Origin of the sequence: Methylobacterium crusticola (assembly GCF_003574465.1) — a bacterium.
GTDB lineage: Bacteria > Pseudomonadota > Alphaproteobacteria > Rhizobiales > Beijerinckiaceae > Methylobacterium > Methylobacterium crusticola.
Map to the genome: position 1 here is coordinate 1 of NZ_QOWC01000103.1, position 22,507 is coordinate 22,507.

Below are 22,507 nucleotides of genomic sequence, written 5' to 3' on the forward strand. Positions count from 1 at the left end.
GAACAGGCTCGGATGCTGGCGGCGCAGCTCCGCGATCAGGTCGCCGAGGCCGAGGGGCACCGCCTCACCCGCCACCGATCGGGTCCGCATTGCGCCGTCGCGGTCGACGACCTGGTAGCCGGGCGGCGCGTCGGTGGCCCGCGTGGCGGATTCGACCAGGAGCTCGAGGGTCCGCCGGGCCACCGCGACGGGCCGCTGCCGGTCGATCTCGGCCCGGATCAGCGCCTGCATCTGCTCACGCGAGGTCATGTCGGCATCAAATCCCGTCGTCCTGCCCGATCCCTCGAACCCCGCTCGCCCGCGTCAGGCCCGCCCGGAACGGGCCAGGCGAGCCTAACCGCAGGCGAGCCACGCGTACACGCTCCCTCGGGCGGCCCCTCGCGCAGGCGACGCGACCGGGCCGCCCGCCGGCCCCTACTCCTCCGGCATCCGGCCGCTGGCGACCTGGTCGCGGTGCACGACCCGGCTCGTCTCCGCCACGATCACCGGGCGTCCGCCCGCGAAGCTGACCGCCAGCTCCAGGTCGACCGTGCCCTGCGAGCGGGCGCCCCGCGCCGGGCTCAGCGCCACGAAATCGACCGTGGCCCGCACCCGGCAGGTGGCGAGCCCGGCGTTGCAGGCGGTGCGCAGGGAATCCGGGCGCGGCCGGTAGCGCCGGTCGGGCCAGCGCTGCACGAAGCGGCGCTTCTCGGTCATCAGGGCCGCGACGCTCATCGGCCGGCCGTGGAAGACCACCCGGTCGCCGTAGAAGCCGGGTGCCGCGCCGAGCGTGGCGTTGTTCGTCCCCGAGATCGACGCGAGGTAATCGCGGGTCAGGCGCTGCGCCGCGAAGGCCCAGCCGCGCACCTGATCGTCCGAGGCCGCCACGGAGGGAGCCGGGGGCGCGACGGAGCGGCGCTCCTCGCGCGCCACGCGCGCGGCGCGGCGCGAGGCGGTCGCCGCGTGGATACCGACCCGGGGCGCCCGGCGGGTCTCGGCGACCCGGTGCGGGGTGGCGGGCGGGCGCTCGAGCGCGGCGGCGTTCCGGGACGGGCGCGGCGCGGGGGCGGGCGCGAAGGCGGGCCCGGCGGGCTTCGCCGCCGCCGGCGCCCCGTCCTTGGCGGGCGGATCGACCCAGCTCCGGGCCCCCTGCGCCAGGGCGGCCGACGGCAGGAGGGCCGAGGGCGCGAGGGCGCCCGCCACGAGGAGGCCGAGCAGGGGGGACGGCGTGGGGATGCGCATGGCGGCGACCGGGGCGAGAGCGGTGTCGAGGGAGAACGTCGGATGCCACGGTTACGGTTCCATTGCGTCGTGGCGCGCGTTCAACAGGGCCGTCGGTCTTGTCAACCGCGGGCGAGGCCCCACCTCAGGGTCAACCAGGGTCCGGGCCCCTCTGGCGGTCGAGGCGTCGACCGCGATGTCGGACCCCTTCTCTGCCGTTGTGCTGACGCGGCACGATCGCACTGGAGGGCCCGCGCCGTGAACGGCTCGCGTTCCGAACCCATGCCCGCCTCCGGGCGCCCCGCGGGCGGGCCCGCCCGGCCGCACTCCCACCTCCCGCACGCCCACCTGCCCGGAGGCGACGGTGGCCGGCGCTGAGGCGGGCCGGCGGGCGCTGCTCGTCGTCAACCCGAAGGCCCGCAACGGCGGTCTCGACCTCGAGGCCGTCAAGGACGTGCTGCGGCGGGGCGGCATCGAGCCCGTGATGCCGCCGCCGGAGGAGACCGACTGCAAGGTCCTGATCCGCGACCATGCCCGGACCTGCGACCTCGTGATCCTGGGCGGCGGCGACGGCACCCTCAACGCCGCGGCCCAGGCCCTGGCGGAGGCGCGGATGCCCCTCGGCATCCTGCCCCTCGGGACCGCCAACGACCTCGCGCGCAGCCTCGGCCTGCCGCTCGATCCCCTGGAGGCGGCCGAGACGATCGCCACGATGCCGGCGCGCCCGATCGACCTCGGCTGCGTCAACGGCCACCACTTCTTCAACGTCGCCAGCATCGGCTTCTCGGCCGACCTCGCCGGCGAGCTGACCGCCGACCTGAAGCGCCGCCTGGGCACGATCGGGTACGGGGTGGCGGCGATCCGCCTGCTGCGGCGGGCCCGGCCCTTCACGGTCTACATCGAGCACGACGGCGTCGTGGAGACGGTGCGCACCATCCAGGTCTCGGTCGGCAACGGCCGCCACTACGGCGGCGGCATGACCGTGGAGGAGAACGCCACCGTCGACGACGGCCTGCTCAACTTCTACAGCCTGGAGGTGGCCCATTGGTGGCGGCTCCTGGCGCTGCTGCCGGCCCTGCGCCGGGGCACCCAGGGGAAGGCCGCGGACGTGCGCGCCTTCCAGACCACCGAGGTGGTGCTGCGCACGCGCAAGCCCCGACCGGTCAACACCGACGGCGAGCTCACGACCTACACGCCGGCCCACCTGCGGGTGCTGCCCAAGGCGGTCCAGGTCCACGCGCCGCCGCCGGTCGCGCACGGCCGCGCCTCGATCTTTCCCTGAATCATCCTGCGAGGACGAACGTGGATTCCATCCTGCAGCTGGCGGCCGACCCGACGGCCTGGGCCGCCCTGGCGACCCTGGTCGTCATGGAGGTCGTGCTCGGCATCGACAACCTGATCTTCATCTCGATCCTGACGAACAAGCTGCCGGAGGCGCAGCAGAGCCGGGCCCGGCGCATCGGCATCGGCCTCGCCCTGGGGCTGCGCCTCGCCCTGCTCGGCACCGTGGCGTACATCGTCCACCTCACCGAGCCGGTCCTCACGGTCCTGGGCAAGGGCATCTCCTGGCGCGACATGATCCTCATCGCGGGCGGCCTGTTCCTGCTCTGGAAGGCCACGAAGGAGATCCACCACACCCTCGACCCCGAGCCGGGCGAGGCGGGTCCCGGCGGCGCCCGCCTCGGCTTCGCGGCGGCCATCGGCCAGATCCTGATCCTCGACCTCGTGTTCTCGATCGACAGCATCATCACGGCGGTCGGCATGACCGATCACGTGCCGATCATGGTGGTGGCGGTGGTCGCCGCCGTGACCGTGATGCTGGTCGCCGCCGACCCGCTGTCGCGCTTCATCGCCGCCAACCCGACGGTGGTGATGCTGGCGCTCGGCTTCCTGATCATGATCGGCATGACGCTGATCGCGGAAGGGTTCGGGGCGCACGTGCCCAAGGGCTACATCTACACCGCGATGGCGTTCTCGGCCGGCGTCGAGATCCTCAACATCCTCGGCCGCCGCGCCCGGCAGGCGAAGCGCGAGGCCGCCCGCAAGGCGCCCGGGACGGCGGAACCGGCCTGAGCGTCCCCCGCCGGGGCGGTCCACGGCGCGGCGGGGAACGGGGTGGCGTCGGCGGCGCCGCGCCACGCTCCCCCGGGGACCCGCTCCGTGAGGGACGGCGCGGCCCCGACCGGCCGATCAGGGCAGCGGGCCGGCCGCCGCCTCGTCCTCCATCGCGCAGACCTCCGGGTCCGGGGGCGTCGCGGGCCCGGCCCCCGCGCTCCCGGCGACCTCGCCGCGGGCCCGGTCCAGGTCGGCCCGGAACGCCGCGTTGCCGAGAAGGGCCGCGAACAGCGCCGCGCCGTTGCTGCGGCCGGCCTCGACGTCGCTGCGCCAGTGCACCCCGCAGACGATGCGGCTCTCGCCGTAGATGCGGCCGCGCCGCAGGATCGCGGTGGCGTGGTCGGGCAGGATCGCCGCGAGGATCAGCGCGAAGGCCCAGCCCTCGGTGGTGTGGCCGGACGGGTAGGACCAGCTCCGTGCCAGCCGCACGCTGCGCGCGACGCAGAGCGGCGCGGCGTTGCCGACGTGGGGCCGGACCCGGGCGTAGTGCTCCTTGGGGCGCCGCACCGCCGCCACCACGTCGAGCCGGGCCCGCTCGAGGAGGCTCATCAGCGCCGGCAGCCGGGCCGGGTCGAGCCGCCGGCCGACCGCGCAGGAGAAGTCGTCGAGGAGCCGGGCCGCGCCGGAGGCGACGTCGGCGGTGGCGAGGCGCCAGCGCGAGGTCCCCTCGAGGGCCCGGGTGGCCGCGTAGGCGGCCCGGTCGGCCGCCTCGGCCTCGCTGCCGGGCCGCGGCGGCGGGGGCAGGACCGCCACGGTGTCGAGGGCCCCGTCCGCCAGGTAGGGCACCCGGGCGCGCGCCTCCGGCCGGACCGGGTCCGCCGCGACCGGCGGCGCCGCCTCGGGGGCCTCCCGGGCGCGGGCCGCCGGGACTGGCGCGCCCGCGAGGGCGAGGACGGCGAGGACGAGGATCGACCGGCGCATCGTGGGAGCACTCGCGTGGCGGGCGGGCGGGACCCGGCGGCGGGCCCGCTCGGGTGGGGGCTCAGCGGCGGGCGAGGATCGCCGCCGCCACCGCCTCCGGATACTCCTCGTGGGCCGAGAGGGCGCCCGGCACCTCCGCGGCGTCGACGCGGCCGCCGGCCACGAGGGCGTCCATCTCGGCGCCGGAGCGGCGCGGCGCCCCGGCGGGGCGCAGAACCAGCACCGGCGGCAGGCCGGGGCCGAACAGGTCCAGGAACGCCGCGCGGGTCAGGACCGGGTCGAGGCCGCCGGTGACGAAGGCCGCGGTGGCGAAGCGGGCCCGGGGCTGGTGGGTGACCCGGCGCTTGGCGGCGAGCACGGCCGGGGTGACGTGGGCCGCGTCGGCGTAGACGTGGGCCCGCATCATCCGGGCGACGACGGCCGTGCTGACGTTGAGGCGGTAGAGGAGGTCGCCGACCACCGGGGTCTCGACCGCCCGGCGCAGGCGCCCGTAGAGCGGCCGGCGCTCGGGCCCCATGGCGGTCGGCAGCGGCCCGCGCCAGGTCGGCGCCACGAGGACCAGCCGTCCGAAGGCTTCGGGATGGCGGCGGGCGGCGGCCACGAGGTAGCCGGCGGCGTGGCCGGCCGCGATGCCGAGCGCGTAGGGGCCGGGCGCCTGCGCGAGGAGCCCGTCCAGGGCGGCGTGCAGCGTCGCGGGCTCGAGGGGCACCCGGGCGCGCGGGGCGGCGCCGAAGCCGGGCCAGTCCGGGACGAGGCACCGGAACCCGCCGAGGCACGCCGCCAGGGGACGCATCTCCTCCCGGGTGGCGATCGACGAGGGGGCCGGCAGCAGCAGCGCCTCCGGCCCGCTGCCGGTCACGTCGCAGGCGAGCGCGACGCTCCGCCCGGCGAGGGTCACGGACAGCGTGCGCGTCCCGATCCCGCCCGGATCCGCCCGTCCCCCCTCCGCACCACTCATGCGACGCCTCCCCGGCCCGGCCTCAGAACGGCTTCACCACCGCCAGGATCACGATGCCGATCATCAGGAGCGTCGGCACCTCGTTGATCACCCGGTAGAAGCCGGGGGCGCGGGCGTTGCGGTCGGCGGCGAAGTCCTTGACCATGCGCGAGAGCCAGCCGTGGATGCCGCTCATCGCCAGCACCAGGGCGAGCTTGGCGTGGAACCAGCCCTGCGTGTAGGCCCCGCTCATCACCGCGAGCGTGAGGCCGAGGATCCAGGTCGCGATCATCGCCGGGAGCATGATCGCCTTGGCGAGGCGCCGCTCCATCACCTTGAAGGTCTCTCCCTGCGCCGAGCCGGCCGGCAGGGCGGCGTGGTAGACGAAGAGGCGCGGCAGGTAGAGCATCGCGGCCATCCAGGCGATGAGCGCGACGACGTGGCCGGCCTTGATCCAGAGGTAGAGCACGGTCTGTCCTGTTCGGGGCCCTTGAGGCCTGTTCGGAGGCCACGCGGCGCGGCGTCCTCAGCCGCGCAGGCGGGCGAGCATCCGCTCGACATGCGCGATCGGCGTCTGCGGCGTGATGCCGTGGCCGAGGTTGAAGATGTGGGGCGTGCCCCGCGTGGCGGCCAGGATGGCGTCCACGGCCGCGTCGAGGGCGGGGCCGCCCGCGATGAGGGTCTCGGGCGCCAGGTTGCCCTGGGTGACGACGTGGGCCGGCAGGCGGGCCCGCAGGGCCGCGAGGTCCACCGCCCAGTCGACCCCGACCGCGTCGGCGCCCGTGGCCTCCGGCACCCGGGCGTGGCCCTCGAGCCCCGAGCCGCGGGCGAAGACGATGACCTTCGCTCCCGGCACCCGGGCCCGGATGCCGGCGATCATCCGGGCGACCGGCCGGAAGCTCCAGCGCTCGAGGGCGTCGCCCGCCTCCCCGGGCGGCACCGCCGGCAGGGCGCCCGCGTGGCTCTCGAAGATCTGCACCGCGTCGGCGCCGGCCGCGAGCTGGCGCACGAGGTAGTCGGTGGAGACCGTGACCAGACGGTCGATCAGGGCGTCCACCAGGGCGGGGTCGGCCGCCGCCAGGGCCCGGGAGGGGGCGAGGTCCGGGGTGCCGCGGCCGCCGATCATGTAGCTCGCCACCGTCCAGGGCGCGCCGCAGAAGCCGAGGAGCGTGGTCTCGTCCGGCAGGTCCCGGCGCAGGCGCGCCACGGTCGCGAAGACCGGCGCCAGGCGGTCCATCACGGCCGGGTCCCCGGCGTCCTTGAGGGCCTCGAACTCCGCCCGCCCCGCGAGGGGGTCGAGGCGGGGCCCCTCCCCTTCCACGAAGCGCACGTCCTGGCCGAGCGCGTGGGGCACCACCAGGATGTCGGAGAAGAGGATCGCCGCCTCGAAGCCGAAGCGCCGGATCGGCTGCAGCGTGACCTCGGCGGCGAAGTCGGGATTGTAGCAGAGGTCGAGGAAGGAGCCGGCCTCGGCCCGCACGGCCCGGTACTCCGGCAGGTAGCGCCCGGCCTGACGCATCATCCAGGCGGGCGGCGGCGACAGCGCCTCGCCCCCGAGCACCCGCAGGATCGGCCGCTGCGCCGCCGTCTCGCTCGCGGCCGCTGCTCCGGCCTCCGGGGTCTCGCCCATTCCCGCCCTCGCCTCGTCCCGGCCGCCTTCGCGGTTCGGCCGTGGCTCCTCCTATGCAGGCACTCGCGAGGCGACGCCAGCCCGACGCGTGGTCGCTGGCCCCTCGCCGGCCGCCATCCCCACCCGGCCCTCTGAGAAGAAAAGAGAGATTCTGAAGAGTCTGTTTTTTCTATTAGAGGGGGGCGTAAGGGCGGCGCAGGCGCGTCCACAGCCCGTCCCCACGGCCGCGACGTTAAGAGGGCTTTAACAAATTCGCTCTAGTGTCGGGGTATCGCCAGAGTCGCGAGGGGCTTGCGCCCCGGCGCGGTGCCCCGGCGCCCGAGGCGTCCCGGATTCTCCCAAAAGCGTCCGGCGGACCGACCGGCCGGGCGCGCCTGTTGATGCGGGAGTCGACAGTTTCGCCGCCCGGGGCCCCGGGGCCCGCGCGCCGGCCGGATTTTCCACACTCGTCGACTCCCCAACGCGCCTCCCGGTGGATAGTCTGGCGCAGCGGCGGGACCGCGCGGCGGCCGCGGGTGCGGCCCTCGCGCCCGCCCGTCCCGGGGAGACCGCGTGGTCCGCAGCTACTTCCACCTCCACCTCGTCTCGGACTCGACCGGCGAGACCCTGATCAATGTCGGCCGGGCGGCGGCCGCCCAGTACGAGGGCGTCTCGGCGATCGAGCACGTCTACCCCCTGGTGCGGTCGAGCGCCCAGCTCGAGCGGGTGATCAACGAGATCGAGCAGGCGCCCGGCATCGTGCTCTACACCCTGGTCGGGCAGGACCTGACCGAGCGCCTGGAGGAGGCCTGCCGGGCCACGAGCTCGCCCGCCCTCTCGGTGCTGGAGCCGGTGCACCGGCTGCTGCAATCCTACCTCGGCGCGCACTCCACCGCCCGGCCGGGCGCCCAGCACATGCTGAACGCGGAGTACTTCAAGCGCATCGACGCGATGAACTTCACGCTCGCCCACGACGACGGCAACCTGCCGGTGGATCTCAACGAGGCCGACGTGATCCTGCTCGGGGTCAGCCGCACCTCGAAGACCCCGACGGCGATCTACCTCGCCAACCGCGGCCTGAAGACCGCCAACATCCCCCTCGTGCCCGGCATGCCCCCGCCCCCGGTGCTGGAGGCCCTGCGCAAGCCCCTCGTCGTCGGGCTGATCGCCTCGCCGGAGCGCATCGTCCAGATCCGCCAGAACCGGCTCCTCAGCCTCAAGGCCGACGAATCCTCGCCCTACGTCGACCGCGATGCCGTGGCGAACGAGATCGCGTCGTCGCGCCGCCTGTTCACCAAGCACCGCTGGCCGGTGATCGACGTCACCCGCCGCTCGATCGAGGAGACCGCCGCGGCGATCGTCGACCTGCACCGCGAGCACCGGATGAAGTTCATCGCGGTCTGACCGGCGCGCCCGCTTGCGCGCGCCGGCCGGACCGGCGAGAGAGGGCGGCCGATGTCGCACGCCTCCTTCCCGCTCTGGCGCGGGCCCGAGCCCCTGATCCTCGCCTCGACCAGCCCGACCCGCCGGGCGCTCCTGGAATCGGCCGGCCTCGCCGTCGAGACCCGGGCGCCGGGCGTCGACGAGCGCGCCGTCGAGGCGCAGGCCGCCGGCCTGGCGCCCGAGGCGCTGGCCCAGCGCCTCGCCGACGCCAAGGCCCTGGCGGTGGCCCGCGCGGCGCCGGACCGGGTGGTGCTCGGGGCCGACCAGGTGCTCGCGCTCGACGGCGCGGTCCTGCACAAGCCGGCCGACCGCGCCGCGGCCGCCGCCCACCTCGCCCGGCTCCAGGGCCGCACCCACGCGCTCCACGCCGCCGCCGCCCTGGCGCTCGGCGGGGCCGTGGTCGACCGCGTCGTGGCGACGGCCCGGCTCACGGTCCGCCCCCTCGATGCGGCCGCCATCGCGGCCTATCTCGACGCCGCCGGCCCGGGCGTGACCGGCAGCGTCGGCGCCTACCGGATCGAGGGCGTGGGCATCCACCTGTTCGCGCGGATCGAGGGCGACCACGCCACCATCCTGGGATTGCCGCTCCTGCCCCTGCTCGCGCGCCTGCGCGGGCACGGCCTCCTGGCCTTCTGACACGGAGCCCGGACGATGACCCCGCCGCCCAAGGCCTTCGTGGTCGGCCACCCCATCGCGCATTCGCGCTCGCCCCTGATCCACGGCCACTGGCTCGCGGCGCACGGCCTCCCGGGCACCTACGAGCGCCTCGACATCCCGCCCGAGGATTTTCCGGACTTCGTGCGCGGGCTCGCCGCCGCCGGCTGGGCCGGCGGCAACGTCACCCTGCCGCACAAGGAGGCGGCCTTCCGCCTCGCCGAGGTGGCGACGCCGCGGGCGGCGCGGATCGGGGCGGTCAACACGCTGTGGTTCGACCGGGCCGGGCGCCTGCACGGCGACAACACCGACGCGCCGGGCTTCCTCGCGCATCTCGACGCCAGCCTCGGGGCGGGCTGGCCGGAGGCGACCGGCACCGCGGCGGGCCGGACCGCCCTGGTGCTCGGCGCCGGCGGCGCCGCGCGGGCGGTCGTGGTCGGCCTGCTCGAGCGCGGCCTGCCCCGGGTGCAGGTGGCCAACCGCAGCGACGGGCGCGCGCGGGCGCTGGGCGGCCTCGATCCCGCCCGGGTCGAGGTCCTGGCCTGGGACGCGCTCGCGCGGGGCGACCGCCTCGCGCGGGCCGGGCTCCTCGTCAACACCACCTCCCTCGGCATGGCGGGGCATCCGCCGCTCGCCCTCGACCTCGCGCCCCTGCCACCGGAGGCGGCGGTGGCCGACATCGTCTACGTGCCCCTGGAGACCCCGCTCCTCGCCGCGGCGCGGGCCCGCGGCCTCGCGGCGGTCGACGGCCTCGGCATGCTGCTGCACCAGGCGGTCCCGGGCTTCGCGCGCTGGTTCGGCGCGACCCCGGAGGTGACGCCGTCCCTGCGCGCCCTCGTGGTCGCGGACATCGAGGGACGGCGGTGACGCGGCCCGTGATCCTCGGCCTCACCGGGTCGATCGGCATGGGCAAGAGCGCCACCGCGGCGATGTTCCGGGCCCGCGCCGTGCCGGTGCACGACGCCGACGCCTGCGTGCACGAACTCTACGGCCCGGGGGGTGCGGCCGCCCCGCGCATCGCGGCGGCCTTCCCCGGCACCCTCGCGCCGGACGGCTCGGTGGACCGCGGGCGCCTGCGGGCGGCGGTGCTCGACCACCCGGAGCGCCTGCGCCGGCTCGAAGCCCTGGTCCACCCGCTGGTGCGCGAGGCGGAGACGGCCTTCCTGGCCGCGCAGGCCGGCGCCCTCCTGGTGGTGCTCGACGTGCCCCTGCTGCTCGAGACCGGCGGCGCGGCCCGCTGCGACGCGGTCGTGGTCGTCACCGCCCCGCCCGAGGTGCAGCGCGCCCGCGTGCTCGCCCGGCCGGGCATGACCGAGGAGACGTTCGCGGCGATCCTCGCCAAGCAGATGCCCGACGCGGAGAAGCGCCGCCGGGCAGATGTCCTGATCGAGACCGGCCGGGGCTTCGCGCACGCGCAGGCACAGGTCGACGCCCTGGTGGCGGCGGTGGCGCGCGGCGACCTGCGGCGGCGCGCCGGGCCGGACCGGGACGCGTGAGCCCGCGGGACGTCCGGGGCTTTCCCGCGGGGCCTCCGGCTTGCCCGCGGGCCCGCGGCACTCCGGTTAACCACTTCGGGCCTATACCGGCCCGGCGCGTCCGGGCCCGGCCGGCAGGCCGGGCCGGCGGGCCCAGACGGGGGAGTGAGAGCCGTGCTGCGCGAGATCGTCCTCGACACCGAGACCACCGGCACCGAGGCCAAGACCGACCGGCTGATCGAGATCGGCGGGATCGAGCTCCTCAACCACATCCCGACGGGCCGGGAGTTCCACTGCTACATCAACCCGCAGCGGGCGGTGTCGCAGGGCGCCTTCCAGGTGCACGGCCTCTCGGACGCCTTCCTGGCCGACAAGCCGGTCTTCTCCGCGGTGCTGCCCGGGTTCCTGGACTTCCTCGGCGACGCCACGATGGTGATCCACAACGCGGCCTTCGACGTCGGCTTCCTCAACGCCGAGTACGCGCGCCTGGGCGGCAAGGCTCCGCCCGCCATCGAGCTCGCGGGCGTGGTCGACACCCTGGCGCTCGCCCGGCGCAAGCATCCGGGGGCGGCCAACAACCTCGATGCGCTGTGCGCCCGCTACGGCATCGACAACTCGCGCCGCACCAAGCACGGCGCGCTCCTCGACGCGCAGATCCTGGCCGAGGTCTACATCGAGCTGCTCGGGGGCAAGCAGACGAGCCTCGGCCTGATGGTGGAGAGCGGGGCCGCCGCGGCCGGGGCCGCGACCCGGGCGGCTCCCGTCCTCCTCGGCCCGCGGCCGGTGAGGAGCCGCCTCACCGACGCGGAGCGCGGGGCCCACGCGGCCTTCGCGGCCGGCCTCGGCGCCGGGGCGATCTGGCGCGACTACCTCGGCGAGGAGGGCGCGGGCTGACGGCCGCCCGCCGCGGCCGTCACGGCGCGCTCCGGGGCGGTCAGGCGGCCGGGCCGCCGCCCTGCGCCTGCGCCTCGGCCGCCTTCTGGCGGTAGAGGCCGACGAAATCGATCGGGTCGATGTAGAGCGGCGGAAAGCCGCCGTTGCGCACGGCGTCGGCGATGATCTGGCGCGCGAACGGGAACAGCAGGCGCGGGCACTCGATCATCACGGCCGGGTGGACCTGGTCCTGCGGGATGTTGCGCAGGCGGAAGATGCCCGAATAGGTCAGCTCGAACGCGAACAGCACCTCGGCGCCGATCTTGGCGTCGCCCTCGAGCCGCAGGTCGACCTCGAAGTCCTCCTCGGCGAGCTGCTTGGCGTTGACGTTGACCTGGATGTTGATCTGCGGGCCCTGCTGCTGAGGCTGGAGCGAGCGCGGCGCATTGGGATTCTCGAAGGAGAGGTCCTTGGCGTACTGGGCGAGCGCGTTGAGCGTCGGCGTGAAATCGTCGGGCTGCGCCGTGGCGCCACCGTTGCCGTTCGGGACCGGGGAATCGGCCATGGCGGGGTTCCTTCGAGGGCTGGACGACAGGTACGGGCCATGCGCGCGCTGGCGAAAAAAGTGGCGCGCGCGACGGCGGCGTTGGCGCTATCATGCCCGCACCGCGCGAACAAGCTGAGGCGCCGATCATCCTCCAGGCCCCCCTGACCCTGCGGAATTCCCGTGGCGCATCGTCCGCGCCGGGATGCGTCTTGGTGCCCGGGGCGGCTGGATACGGCCGGCGCCAGACCCCATATCGGGACAGGCCCCGCGGTCGCGCGCCGGCTCGCACGCTTGCCTTACCCCCGGTGCCGATGCCAAAGCCGCCGGGCCGGTGGTCAGGGGCGACCCGCGGGCGGCCGCCACGATCGGATCGATGATGCAGGATTCCCTCGACCTTACGACCCTCATCTTCCTCGGGCTTGCGGTCTTCGTGATCTGGAAGCTGCGCTCGGTTCTGGGCCAGAAGACCGGCACGGAGCGGCCGCCCTTCAACCCGCTCGCCCGCCGCGAGGAGCCGCCGGCCGCCGCCCGGGACGGCGACAACGTGGTGCGCCTGCCGGGCGCCGGCCCCGAGCGCGGCGCCGCGGCTCCCGTCGCCACGGCGGTGCCGCGCAACTGGAAGGGCGTGGTCGAACCGAACTCGCCCGCCGCGCGCGGCCTCGACCTGATCCTGCAGCAGGAGCCGGGCTTCGACCCCCGGGCCTTCGCGGACGGGGCGAAGATGGCCTACGAGACCATCGTGATCGCGTTCGCCAAGGGCGACCGCAAGACGCTGAAGACCCTGCTCTCCCGCGAGGTCGCCGACGGCTTCGAGCGGGCGATCCAGACCCGCGAGCGGGCCGGCCAGACCGTCGAGACGACCTTCGTGTCCATCGACCGGGCCGAGATCGTCGGCGTCGACCTGCGCAACCGCGTCGCCCAGATCACCGTGCGCTACCTCTCGAAGCTGATCACCGCCACCCGCGGCCCCCAGGGCACGGTGGTGGACGGCAGCCCGGACAAGGTCGTGGACGTGACCGACGTGTGGACCTTCGCCCGCACCCTCGGCAGCCGCGACCCCAACTGGCAGCTCGTCGCCACCGAAGCCGGCCACTGACGCGACCAGGGCGACCGGACGCGCGATGCCGCCGACACCCGGCCCCTTCCCGGCGGCGCTGCTCATCGGCGCCCGGCTGGTGCTCGGGGCCGGGCCGGTCCTCGGGCTCGGGCCGGTCTTCGGGCCGGTCCTGGCCGGCGGCGCCCGCGCCGAGCCGCTGCGGGCCGGCGAGGCGGTGCTCGAGCCGGTGGCGCTCGCGAGCCTCCCGGGCTTCGAGCGGGACGATCTCGCGGCAGCGTTCGCGGCCTTCCGGGCGACCTGCGCGCAGCCGGCCCGGCCGGTCCTCGCGGAGGCCGCGCCCGGGGCTCCGGGCCAGGACCTGACCGCCGCCTGCGCGGCGGCGGCCGCCACCCCGGCGTCCCGGGCCCGCGCCTTCTTCCAGGAGAACTTCGCCGCCTACCGCGTCCTGCGGCCGTCCCGCGAGGCGGCGGCCGAGCGCCGGGCGGGCTTCCTCACCGGCTACTTCGAGCCCGAGCTCGACGGGTCCCTGGTGCCGACGCCCGCCTTCCCGGTGCCGGCGCTCGCCCGCCCCGACGACCTCGTCTCGCTGGAGCCGGGCGAGACCCGGCCCGGCCTCGACCCGCGCCTGCGCGCCGCGCGCCGGGACGGCGACGCCTTCCAGCCCTACCCGGACCGCGCCGCGATCGAGGACGGCGCCCTCGGCGACCGCGCCCGCCCCGTCGCCTACCTGCGCGACGCCGTCGACCTCCTGGTGCTGCAGGTCCAGGGCTCGGGCCGGGTGCGCCTGCCGGACGGCCGCTCCCTGCGCCTCGCCTACGACGGCCGCAACGGCCGGCCCTACACCTCCGTCGCCCGCCTCGTGGTCGCGGACGGCCATCTCCCGCTCGAGGGGCTGACGCTCGCGCGCTGGACCGGCTGGCTGCGGGCGAACCCGGACGCGGCCCGCAGCCTCATCCGCCGCAACGCCTCCTACGTCTTCTTCCGCCGCGACGAGGCCGATCCGGGGACGGGGCCTCGCGGCGCCGCCGGCGTGGCGCTGGCGGCGGGGCGCAGCCTCGCCGTGGACGCGACGCTCTGGCGCTACGGCCTGCCGTTCTGGCTCGAGGGGACTCTCCCGACCACCGAGGGCGGCAGCACGCCCCTCGCCCGGCTGGTGATCGCGCAGGACACCGGATCGGCGATCCTCGGCCCGGCCCGCGGCGACCTCTACCTCGGCACCGGGCCGGACGCCGGCGCCGTGGCGGGCCTGCTGCGGGACGCCGCGCGCTTCGTGGTGCTGCTGCCCAGGCCGCCCGCCCCCGAAGGTCCCGCCTCCGAAATCCCCAGCCCCGAAGCCCCGGATTCGGCCGCGGAGGCGCGGCCGTGAGCGGCCCGCGCCGCCCGCGCGAGCGCCGCCTCACCGTCGACGAGCGCCACCTCTGGGCCGAGATCGCCCGCCTGATCACCCCCTTGCGCGGGCGCGCGCCGCCGCCCGCGCCCCCTGCCCCCGCGCCGGTCGCCGCCGAGGCGCCGCGTGCCGGCAAGGGCACGGCCAGCAAGGGCACGGCGCTCAAGCCCGTGCCCGCCAAGCCTGCCAATGCCAAGCCTGCCGCGGCCAAGCCCGGCAAGCCAGTCAGCGCCAAGCCTGCCAGCGCCAAGCCCGCGGTGGCCCGGCCCGCCCCGGCGACGCCGCCCGCGGCCCCTCCCCTGCCGCCCCTCGCCGCCCTGGAGCGGCGCCTGCGCACCGGCCTGCGCCGCGGCTCGCGCACCGTCGACGCCGTCATCGACCTGCACGGGCTGCGACAGGCGGAGGCCCACGCCGCCCTCGTGGGCTTCCTGCACCGCTCCCGCCACGCAGGCCACGCCGTCGTCCTGGTGGTGACCGGCAAGGGAGCCGCCGGCGACGATCCCTACGCCGAGCGGGGCGTGCTCCGGCGCAGCGTCCCCCACTGGCTGCGCCTGCCCGAACTGCGCCCGCTGGTGGTCGGCTTCGAGGAGGCGGCGCACCACCACGGCGGCGGCGGGGCGCTCTACATCCGGCTGCGCCGCCGCGGGTGAGCCGGCCCGGGCCAGGGGCCGAGCCCTTAGGCAGGCCAAGCCCTCAGAATGTTAATGCGGCCGGTCCGGAAACCCGCCGATAGTCGGCCCCGTGCTCCGACAGCCCGCCGGAGCATGCGCGCGGGCGGCCGGCAATCCGGCATCGCTCCTGCGGCGGACCCGTCGGGACGACACGCCGAACCGACCCCTTTTCTCGTCTCCGGGGACTTGAGTCCACGCGCCGGACCCGTTACATACAGTCGTTCCCTCCTACAAGTCACGTCACGTCGCGCCCGAGCCGCTCGGCTCCCCATCGCGACCTCCGGGACAATCAGGCGACGATTCCGCGTACGGTGCCCGCCTCGGCCACCCGCCTCTCCCGCCCCACGCCGTGCCTCACGGCCGACGGACGATCCCCGACATGACGTCTCCCAGCAGCGCCCCCGCACCCCGATATCCCATGATCGAAGATACTCTCGCACCGATCGAGACCCTGGCCCCCGCGATGCGGGAGGTGAAGCTCCAGGACCTCAAGTCGAAGACGCCCACCGAGCTCATCACTTTCGCCGAGGAAGTGGAGGTCGAGAACGCCTCGACCATGCGCAAGCAGGAGCTGATGTTCGCGATCCTGAAGCAGCTCGCTGCCAAGGACGTCGAGATCATCGGTGCCGGCACCGTCGAGGTGCTGCAGGACGGCTTCGGCTTCCTGCGCTCCTCCGATTCGAACTACCTGCCCGGTCCCGACGACATCTACATCTCGCCGACGCAGATCCGCCGCTTCGGCCTGCGCACCGGCGACACCGTCGAGGGCCCGATCCGCGGCCCGAAGGACGGCGAGCGCTACTTCGCGCTCCTCAAGGTCAACACGATCAACTTCGAGAACCCAGACAAGATCAAGCACAAGGTCCATTTCGACAACCTGACGCCGCTGTTCCCGACGCAGCGCTTCAAGCTCGAGCTCTCCGAGCCGACCCGGAAGGACTTCTCGCCCCGCATCATCGACATCGTGTCGCCGATCGGGAAGGGCCAGCGCGCCCTGATCGTGGCGCCGCCCCGCACCGGCAAGACGGTGCTGATGCAGAACATCGCCCAGTCGATCACGCTCAACCACCCCGAGTGCTACCTCATCGTCCTGCTCATCGACGAGCGGCCCGAGGAGGTCACCGACATGCAGCGCTCGGTGAAGGGCGAGGTCATCGCCTCCACGTTCGACGAGCCGGCCACCCGCCACGTCCAGGTCGCCGAGATGGTGATCGAGAAGGCCAAGCGCCTGGTGGAGCACGGCCGCGACGTCGTCATCCTGCTCGACTCGATCACGCGCCTCGGCCGCGCCTACAACACCGTGGTGCCGTCCTCCGGCAAGGTGCTGACCGGCGGCGTCGACGCCAACGCGCTCCAGCGGCCCAAGCGCTTCTTCGGCGCCGCCCGCAACATCGAGGAGGGCGGCTCGCTCACCATCATCGCGACCGCCCTCATCGATACCGGCTCGCGCATGGACGAGGTGATCTTCGAGGAGTTCAAGGGCACCGGCAACTCGGAGATCATCCTGGACCGCAAGGTCTCGGACAAGCGCATCTTCCCGGCCATCGACATCACCCGCTCCGGCACCCGCAAGGAGGAGCTGCTGGTGCCGCCGGACGCGCTCAAGAAGACCTACGTGCTCCGCCGCATCCTCAACCCGATGGGCGTCACCGACGCGATCGAGTTCCTGCTCGACAAGCTCCGGCAGACGAAGAGCAACGGCGACTTCTTCGACTCGATGAACACCTGACCCGGGCGGCGCCCGAGCGGGGCGCCGCACCGTTTTGCCGGCTCAGCAAATGAGATAGCCGGCTCGGTGTCTCTGGACGGAGCGTGCCGGTCACCCGCGGGGCCGACGGCCCATCCGCTACGTCACGACGATCCTGCATGACCGACGGTCCGGACACGATCTTCGCACCGGCCTCCGGGCACGGCCGGGCCGCGATCGCCGTCATCCGCCTCAGCGGGCCGCGTTCGCACGCCGCCCTGGCCGCGCTGACCGGCGCGCCCCCTCCCCCGCCCCGCCGCCTCTCCCTGCGCACGCTCCGCGCGCCCGCCACCGGCGAGGTCCTCGACCGGGCCCTCGTCGCCTGGCTTCCGGGACCCCGCACCGTCACGGGCGAGGACATGGCGGAGTTGCATCTCCACGGCGGCCTCGCGGTCCGGGCCGCGGTGCTGCGCGCGCTCGCCGCCGTGCCGGGCCTCGTTCCCGCCGAGGCTGGCGCCTTCACGCGGCGCGCCTTCCTGAACGGGCGCATGGACCTCACGGCCGTCGAGGGCCTGGCCGACCTGATCGACGCCGAGACCGAGGCCCAGAGGCGCCAGGCCCTGCGCCAGCTCGACGGTGTCCTCGGTCGGCGCGTCGAGGCCTGGCGCGCCGCGCTCCTCGACGGCCTCGCCCGGACCGAGGCGGCCCTGGACTTCTCCGACGAGGGCGACGTCGACGACGACACCCTCGCGGCCGGCATCGCGGCCGCGGCCGCCCCCGTGCGGGACTCGGTCCGGGCCGCGCTGGCGGACGGCCGGCGCGGGGAGCGCCTGCGCGACGGGTTCACGGTCGTTTTGGCGGGCGCTCCGAATGCCGGCAAGTCGACGCTGCTGAACGCCCTTGCCCGGCGCGACGCGGCCATCGTGTCCGACGTCCCGGGCACGACCCGGGACGCCATCGAGGTACGCTGCGACCTCGGCGGCCTTCCGGTGCTGCTCGTCGACACGGCGGGCCTGCGCGAGAGTGCCGATAGCGTCGAGGCCGAGGGCGTCGCCCGCAGCCGGCGCCGCATGGCCCAGGCCGACCTGGTGCTCTGGCTGACCGAGACCGGCGAGGCGCCGCCGGCGGGCCTCGGGCGGGTCCTGCGGGTTCGCACGAAGAGCGACCTCGCGGGAGGGAGCCGGGACGCCTCCCTGGCGATCTCCGCCCGCACCGGCGCGGGCCTGGACCGCCTCCTCGCCGCCCTCGAGGCCGCGGCGCAGGATGCCCTCGGGGCGGGCGACGCCGTCGTGACCCGGGAGCGCCAGCGCATCGCCCTCGAGCGCTGCGCCGCCCACCTCGATCGGGTCGTCGCGGCGCACGCCGCGACGCCGCCCGAACTCGTGGCGGAGGACCTGCGGCTCGCCGTCCGGGCCCTGGGCGAGGTGGCCGGGCGGGTCGGCGTCGAGGAGGTGCTGGACCGTCTCTTCTCGAGCTTCTGCATCGGCAAGTAGCGGCGGAGCAGCGGGGCCGGGTGCCGCGCGGACCGGCGAGGGATCGTCCGCATTGACGCCGAACCGGGCGCCGCCCTAATCACCCCCATGTCCTCTCACGAACCCACGCGCTTCGATGTCATCGTCGTCGGCGGCGGACACGCGGGCGCCGAGGCCGCTGCGGCGGCGGCCCGCTGCGGCGCCCGCACGGCCCTGGTCACGCACCGCCGCGACACCCTCGGGGCCATGTCGTGCAATCCGGCAATCGGCGGCCTCGGCAAGGGCCACCTCGTGCGCGAGGTCGATGCCCTCGACGGGCTGATGGGCCGGGTCGCGGACCAGGCCGGCATCCAGTTCCGGCTCCTCAACCGCCGCAAGGGCCCGGCCGTGCGCGGGCCGCGCGCGCAGGCCGACCGCAAGCGCTACGCCCGCGCCATGCAGGCCGCCCTCGACGCGACGCCGAACCTGACCGTCCTGGAGAACGAGGTCGTCGACCTCACCGTCGCGGCGGGCCGCGTCGCCGGCGTGGTGCTGGCGGACGGGGCCGTTCTCGCGGGCCCGGCCGTGGTGCTGACAACCGGCACCTTCCTGCGCGGGCTCATCCATATCGGCGACACGACCGTGCCGGCGGGCCGCATGGGCGAGGGTCCGGCCCTCGGGCTCGCCGCCACCCTCGGCCGCCACGGCTTCGCCCTCGGCCGCCTGAAGACCGGCACCCCGCCCCGCCTCGACGGCCGCACCATCGACTGGTACGCCATCGAGCAGCAGGCCGCCGACGACGAGCCGGTGCCCTTCTCCACCATGACGGCGCGCATCGTCACGCCCCAGATCACCTGCGGCATCACCCGCACCGGGTCCGCGGTGCACGACCTGATCCGGGCGAACCTGCACCGCTCGGCGATGTATTCCGGCGGCATCACCAGCCGGGGTCCGCGCTACTGCCCGTCGATCGAGGACAAGGTCGTCCGCTTCGGCGACCGCGACGGCCATCAGGTCTTCCTCGAGCCCGAGGGCCTCGACGACCCGACCGTCTACCCGAACGGGATCTCCACCTCACTGCCCGAGGAGATCCAGCGGGGAATCGTCCGCCTGCTGCCCGGGTGCTCCCGGGCGGAGATGCTGCGACCCGGCTACGCCATCGAGTACGATTACGTCGACCCGCGCGAGCTCGACCCGACGCTCCAGACCCGCCGGATCGCCGGCCTGTTCCTCGCGGGCCAGATCAACGGGACCACCGGGTACGAGGAGGCGGCCGGCCAGGGCCTCGTCGCCGGCGTTAACGCGGCCCGCCTCGCCGGCGCCTCCGGCCTGGCGGTGTTCGACCGCGCGGAATCCTACATCGGCGTGATGATCGACGACCTCGTGACCCACGGGGTCAGCGAGCCCTACCGCATGTTCACCTCCCGGTCCGAGTACCGGCTGAGCCTGCGGGTCGACAATGCGGACGAGCGGCTGACCGGCCGCGGCGTCGCGCTCGGCTGCGTGTTGGCCGCCCGCGCGACGCACCACGCCTCCCGGCGCGAGGCCTTGCGGCGGGCCCTGCACCGCCTCGAATCCCTCAGCCTCACCCCGGCGCAGGCCGAGCGGCACGGGCTTACCCTCAACCAGGACGGCATCCGGCGCACGGCCTACCAGCTCCTGTCCTATCCCGAGATCCCGTGGGAGCGGCTCGCGGCGATCTGGCCCGATCTCGGCGCGGTGCCGGCGCCCGTGGCGGACCGGCTGCGCACGGACGCGACCTACGCCGTCTACCTCGACCGGCAGCGTTCCGACATCGCGGCCTTCCGCCGGGACGAGGCCGTGATCCTGCCGCCCGCGCTCGATTACGCCGGCATCGCCGGGCTGTCGAACGAACTGCGCGCCAAGCTCGATCGGGTCCGGCCCCACACGCTCGGCCAGGCCGCCCGCATCGAGGGCGTGACGCCGGCGGCCCTGACGCTCCTCGCCGCGCATGCCCGCCGAGCCCCCTCCCCGGCCCCGCGGCGGGCCTCGTAGATGCCGCTGCCCGATCGCGACGCCGTTCTCGCCGCGGCCGGTGTTTCACGTGAAACGGCGGGCCGCCTCGACCTCTACGTCGCGGAACTCACCCGCTGGCAGAGGATCAAGAACCTCGTCGGGCCCTCGACCCTGTCCGAAGTCTGGACCCGGCACATCGCCGATTCCCTGCAACTGCTCGCCCTCGCCCCGGACGCGACCCGCTGGCTCGACCTCGGCAGCGGCGCCGGGATCCCCGGCCTGATCCTCGCCATCGCCGGACGGGAGCGGCCCGGCTTCAAGGTCGACCTCGTGGAGAGCAACGCCCGCAAGGGCGCGTTCCTGCGGGAGGCGGCCCGGATCACCGGTGCTCCGGCGGCCGTTCACATCGCGCGCATCGAGACCGTCGTCGCGCGCTTCACCGCGGCCGAGATCGTCTGCGCCCGCGCCCTCGCGCCCCTGCCGCAGCTCCTCGCCTGGACCGCCCCGCTGTTGCAAAAGGGCGCCGTCGGGCTGTTTCCGAAGGGACGTGATACCTTAACCGAATTGACCCTGGCGCGCGAAACGTGGAGATTCAGCGCGGACTTGATCCCGAGCCGGACTGATTCTGAGGCGAGAATCGTCCGCGTCTCCAGCGTGAGCGGCCAGCTTCCATGATCGCGGACACCTCCGAGGCGCAGGCGAGCACCAGCCCGCGGCCCCTGCGCATCATCGCGCTCGCCAACCAGAAGGGCGGCGTCGGCAAGACCACCACCGCCATCAACCTCGGCACGGCGCTGGCCGCCATCGGCGAGCGGGTGCTCATCATCGACCTCGATCCCCAGGGCAACGCGTCGACGGGCCTCGGCATCGACCGGCGTCAGCGCCGGCTCTCGACCTACGACGTCCTGGCGGGCGAGGCCGAGCTGCGGCAGGCGGTGCTGGTCACGGCCGTGCCCCGGCTCTCCGTGGCGCCCTCCACCATGGACCTGCTCGGCCTCGAGATGGCCATGGCGAGCGAGGCGGACCGGGCGCAGCGCCTGCGGCGGGTGCTCGCGCCCCTCGCCCGGGAGGACGTGCCGGAGCACGAGCGCTTCACCTACGTGCTCATCGACTGCCCGCCCTCGCTCAACCTCCTCACCCTCAACGCCCTCGCGGCGGCGGACGCCGTGCTGGTGCCGCTGCAATGCGAGTTCTTCGCCCTCGAGGGCCTGAGCCAGCTCCTGCGCACCGTCGAGCAGGTCAAGGCAGCCCTGAACCCGCGCCTGACCATCCAGGGCATCGTGCTCACGATGTTCGATCCCCGCAACAACCTGTCGACGCAGGTGGTGGCGGACGTGCGCGAGTTCATGGGCGACAAGGTCTACGAGACCATGATCCCGCGCAACGTGCGCGTCTCCGAGGCGCCCTCCCACGGCAAGCCGGTCCTGCTCTACGATCTCAAGTGCGCCGGATCCCAGGCCTACCTGCGGCTCGCCTCCGAGATCATCCAGCGCGAGGGCCGCCTGCCGGCCGCCGCCTGAGGCGCCGTTCGAACAGGTCACACACGAAGGACGAGAGCATGGCGGAAGAGGTGACGCGGGCGCGGCTCGGGCGTGGGCTCGCGGCGCTGATCGGCGATTTCAGCGAGGACGCGCCGGCCGCGGCCGCCGAGAGGTCCAAGGGGCAGCGCCGGGTCCCGATCGAGTTCCTGCGGCCCAACCCCCGCAACCCGCGCCGCTTCTTCGCGGAGGCCGAGCTCGACGAGCTCGCCGCCTCGATCCGGACCCGCGGCGTGATCCAGCCGATCGTCGTCCGGGCGGTGGCCGGGGTGCCGGACGCCTTCGAGATCGTCGCCGGCGAGCGGCGCTGGCGCGCGGCCCAGCGCGCGGGCCTGCACGACGTCCCGGTCGTGGTGGTCGAGGTCGACGACCGGACCTCGCTCGAATACGCCATCCTGGAGAACGTCCAGCGTGCCGACCTCAACGCCATCGAGGAGGCCGCCGGCTACGAGCGCCTGATGAGCGAGTTCCGCTACAGCCAGACCGAACTGGCGGAGATCATCGGCAAGAGCCGCAGCCACCTCGCCAACACGCTCCGGCTGCTCCAGCTTCCGGCGTCCGTGCAGGACCACGTCATCAGCGGCACGCTCACCGCCGGCCACGCCCGCGCGCTCCTGGGGGTCAAGGACCCCGAGGCGATGGCGCGCCGGGTGATCGAGGACGGCATGAACGTGCGCGAGGTCGAGGCCATGGCGTCCGGCGAGCAGGCCGGCGCGGGCCCGCGCCCCGGCCGCCCGCGCAAGGCCGTGCCCGGGAAGGACGCCGACACCCGCGCCCTGGAGCGCCGCCTCGAGGACGTGCTCGGCCTCGTCGTGTCGATCGAGGCGCGGGGCGGCGGGGGCGAGGTGCGGCTGCGCTACGGCAGCCTGGATCAGCTCGACGGGCTCTGCCGCCGCCTCGAACTCTCGATCGCGGGCTGACGCGGGCTCGCGGCCCCCGCCATCCCGCCGGTCCCCGGGGATTGT

General features: G+C 74.8%; 22 protein-coding genes and 1 pseudogene. 16 read left to right on the plus strand and 7 right to left on the minus strand.

Annotated features, from left to right (window positions below; genetic code table 11):
* Positions 1 to 249, minus strand: a pseudogene (locus DT057_RS22330) (thermonuclease family protein); the annotation flags it as partial.
* A 165-nt stretch (positions 250 to 414) separates the two neighbouring features.
* Positions 415 to 1,221, minus strand: coding sequence for a hypothetical protein (locus DT057_RS22335; protein WP_128564312.1), 807 nt, complete (start codon positions 1,219 to 1,221; stop codon positions 415 to 417).
* Positions 1,222 to 1,564: 343 nt separating this feature from the next.
* On the opposite strand from DT057_RS22335, the gene DT057_RS22340 reads away from it, so the two are divergent.
* Both DT057_RS22340 and DT057_RS22345 read left to right on the plus strand, forming a co-directional pair.
* Positions 1,565 to 2,482, plus strand: a complete 918-nt coding sequence (locus DT057_RS22340) for a lipid kinase (RefSeq protein ID WP_128564313.1) — start codon at positions 1,565 to 1,567, stop codon at positions 2,480 to 2,482.
* A gap of 20 nt (positions 2,483 to 2,502) precedes the next feature.
* Positions 2,503 to 3,273 (plus strand): TerC family protein, encoded by a 771-nt coding sequence (locus tag DT057_RS22345; protein ID WP_128564314.1) that lies wholly within the window; start codon positions 2,503 to 2,505, stop codon positions 3,271 to 3,273.
* Between the two features lie 117 nt (positions 3,274 to 3,390).
* Here DT057_RS22345 and DT057_RS22350 read toward each other — a convergent pair whose 3' ends face one another.
* From DT057_RS22350 to hemE, 4 genes are all read right to left on the minus strand, one after another.
* The gene (locus DT057_RS22350; protein ID WP_128564315.1) at positions 3,391 to 4,236 is read right to left on the minus strand and encodes an acid phosphatase; all 846 of its coding nucleotides are present in this window, start codon (positions 4,234 to 4,236) and stop codon (positions 3,391 to 3,393) included.
* Between the two features lie 61 nt (positions 4,237 to 4,297).
* Positions 4,298 to 5,194 carry an alpha/beta fold hydrolase gene (locus DT057_RS22355; protein ID WP_238313988.1) on the minus strand — a complete coding sequence of 299 codons (897 nt, stop codon included), beginning with the start codon at positions 5,192 to 5,194 and terminating at the stop codon, positions 4,298 to 4,300.
* A 22-nt stretch (positions 5,195 to 5,216) separates the two neighbouring features.
* Positions 5,217 to 5,642, minus strand: coding sequence for a protoporphyrinogen oxidase HemJ (gene hemJ / locus DT057_RS22360; RefSeq protein ID WP_128564316.1), 426 nt, complete (start codon positions 5,640 to 5,642; stop codon positions 5,217 to 5,219).
* Between the two features lie 57 nt (positions 5,643 to 5,699).
* Positions 5,700 to 6,803 (minus strand): uroporphyrinogen decarboxylase, encoded by a 1,104-nt coding sequence (hemE, locus tag DT057_RS22365; protein WP_128564317.1) that lies wholly within the window; start codon positions 6,801 to 6,803, stop codon positions 5,700 to 5,702.
* Positions 6,804 to 7,355: 552 nt separating this feature from the next.
* On the opposite strand from hemE, the gene DT057_RS22370 reads away from it, so the two are divergent.
* The 5 genes from DT057_RS22370 to dnaQ all read left to right on the plus strand — a co-directional run bounded on the left by DT057_RS22370 (position 7,356) and on the right by dnaQ (position 11,248).
* Positions 7,356 to 8,186 carry a pyruvate, water dikinase regulatory protein gene (locus DT057_RS22370; protein WP_128564318.1) on the plus strand — a complete coding sequence of 277 codons (831 nt, stop codon included), beginning with the start codon at positions 7,356 to 7,358 and terminating at the stop codon, positions 8,184 to 8,186.
* A 51-nt stretch (positions 8,187 to 8,237) separates the two neighbouring features.
* A complete protein-coding gene (locus DT057_RS22375) occupies positions 8,238 to 8,861 on the plus strand; it encodes a Maf family nucleotide pyrophosphatase (protein WP_128564319.1) in 624 nt (207 codons plus the stop codon).
* 15 nt (positions 8,862 to 8,876) lie between these two features.
* Complete coding sequence (locus DT057_RS22380; protein ID WP_128564320.1) at positions 8,877 to 9,746, plus strand: shikimate dehydrogenase; 870 nt, start codon at positions 8,877 to 8,879, stop codon at positions 9,744 to 9,746.
* Complete coding sequence (coaE, locus tag DT057_RS22385; protein ID WP_128564321.1) at positions 9,743 to 10,375, plus strand: dephospho-CoA kinase; 633 nt, start codon at positions 9,743 to 9,745, stop codon at positions 10,373 to 10,375. The genes DT057_RS22380 and coaE overlap by 4 nt, the downstream gene beginning before the upstream one ends.
* 153 nt (positions 10,376 to 10,528) lie before the next feature.
* Positions 10,529 to 11,248: a DNA polymerase III subunit epsilon gene (gene dnaQ / locus DT057_RS22390; protein WP_128564322.1), complete on the plus strand. Its 720-nt coding sequence runs from the start codon at positions 10,529 to 10,531 to the stop codon at positions 11,246 to 11,248.
* Between the two features lie 40 nt (positions 11,249 to 11,288).
* On the opposite strand, the gene secB is transcribed toward dnaQ, so the two are convergent.
* Positions 11,289 to 11,792, minus strand: a complete 504-nt coding sequence (gene secB, locus DT057_RS22395) for a protein-export chaperone SecB (protein WP_128564323.1) — start codon at positions 11,790 to 11,792, stop codon at positions 11,289 to 11,291.
* A gap of 358 nt (positions 11,793 to 12,150) precedes the next feature.
* On the opposite strand from secB, the gene DT057_RS22400 reads away from it, so the two are divergent.
* The 9 genes from DT057_RS22400 to DT057_RS22440 all read left to right on the plus strand — a co-directional run bounded on the left by DT057_RS22400 (position 12,151) and on the right by DT057_RS22440 (position 22,462).
* A complete protein-coding gene (locus DT057_RS22400; RefSeq protein ID WP_203236348.1) occupies positions 12,151 to 12,870 on the plus strand; it encodes a Tim44/TimA family putative adaptor protein in 720 nt (239 codons plus the stop codon).
* A gap of 25 nt (positions 12,871 to 12,895) precedes the next feature.
* Complete coding sequence (gene mltA / locus DT057_RS22405; protein WP_128564325.1) at positions 12,896 to 14,197, plus strand: murein transglycosylase A; 1,302 nt, start codon at positions 12,896 to 12,898, stop codon at positions 14,195 to 14,197.
* Entirely contained in the window at positions 14,194 to 14,868 is a 675-nt protein-coding gene (locus tag DT057_RS22410) for a Smr/MutS family protein (protein ID WP_128564326.1), read from the plus strand. Before mltA ends, DT057_RS22410 begins: the two co-directional genes overlap by 4 nt.
* 400 nt (positions 14,869 to 15,268) lie before the next feature.
* Positions 15,269 to 16,618 carry a transcription termination factor Rho gene (rho, locus tag DT057_RS22415; RefSeq protein ID WP_203236346.1) on the plus strand — a complete coding sequence of 450 codons (1,350 nt, stop codon included), beginning with the start codon at positions 15,269 to 15,271 and terminating at the stop codon, positions 16,616 to 16,618.
* 137 nt (positions 16,619 to 16,755) lie between these two features.
* On the plus strand, positions 16,756 to 18,069 hold the full coding sequence (gene mnmE, locus DT057_RS22420) for a tRNA uridine-5-carboxymethylaminomethyl(34) synthesis GTPase MnmE (protein ID WP_128564328.1): 1,314 nt from the start codon (positions 16,756 to 16,758) through the stop codon (positions 18,067 to 18,069).
* Positions 18,070 to 18,156: 87 nt separating this feature from the next.
* The gene (gene mnmG / locus DT057_RS22425) at positions 18,157 to 20,043 is read left to right on the plus strand and encodes a tRNA uridine-5-carboxymethylaminomethyl(34) synthesis enzyme MnmG (protein ID WP_128564329.1); all 1,887 of its coding nucleotides are present in this window, start codon (positions 18,157 to 18,159) and stop codon (positions 20,041 to 20,043) included.
* Entirely contained in the window at positions 20,044 to 20,679 is a 636-nt protein-coding gene (gene rsmG, locus DT057_RS22430) for a 16S rRNA (guanine(527)-N(7))-methyltransferase RsmG (RefSeq protein WP_128564330.1), read from the plus strand.
* On the plus strand, positions 20,676 to 21,524 hold the full coding sequence (locus tag DT057_RS22435; protein WP_128564331.1) for a ParA family protein: 849 nt from the start codon (positions 20,676 to 20,678) through the stop codon (positions 21,522 to 21,524). The genes rsmG and DT057_RS22435 overlap by 4 nt, the downstream gene beginning before the upstream one ends.
* Positions 21,525 to 21,562: 38 nt before the next feature.
* Positions 21,563 to 22,462, plus strand: a complete 900-nt coding sequence (locus DT057_RS22440; protein ID WP_128564332.1) for a ParB/RepB/Spo0J family partition protein — start codon at positions 21,563 to 21,565, stop codon at positions 22,460 to 22,462.
* Positions 22,463 to 22,507 lie beyond the last annotated feature (45 nt).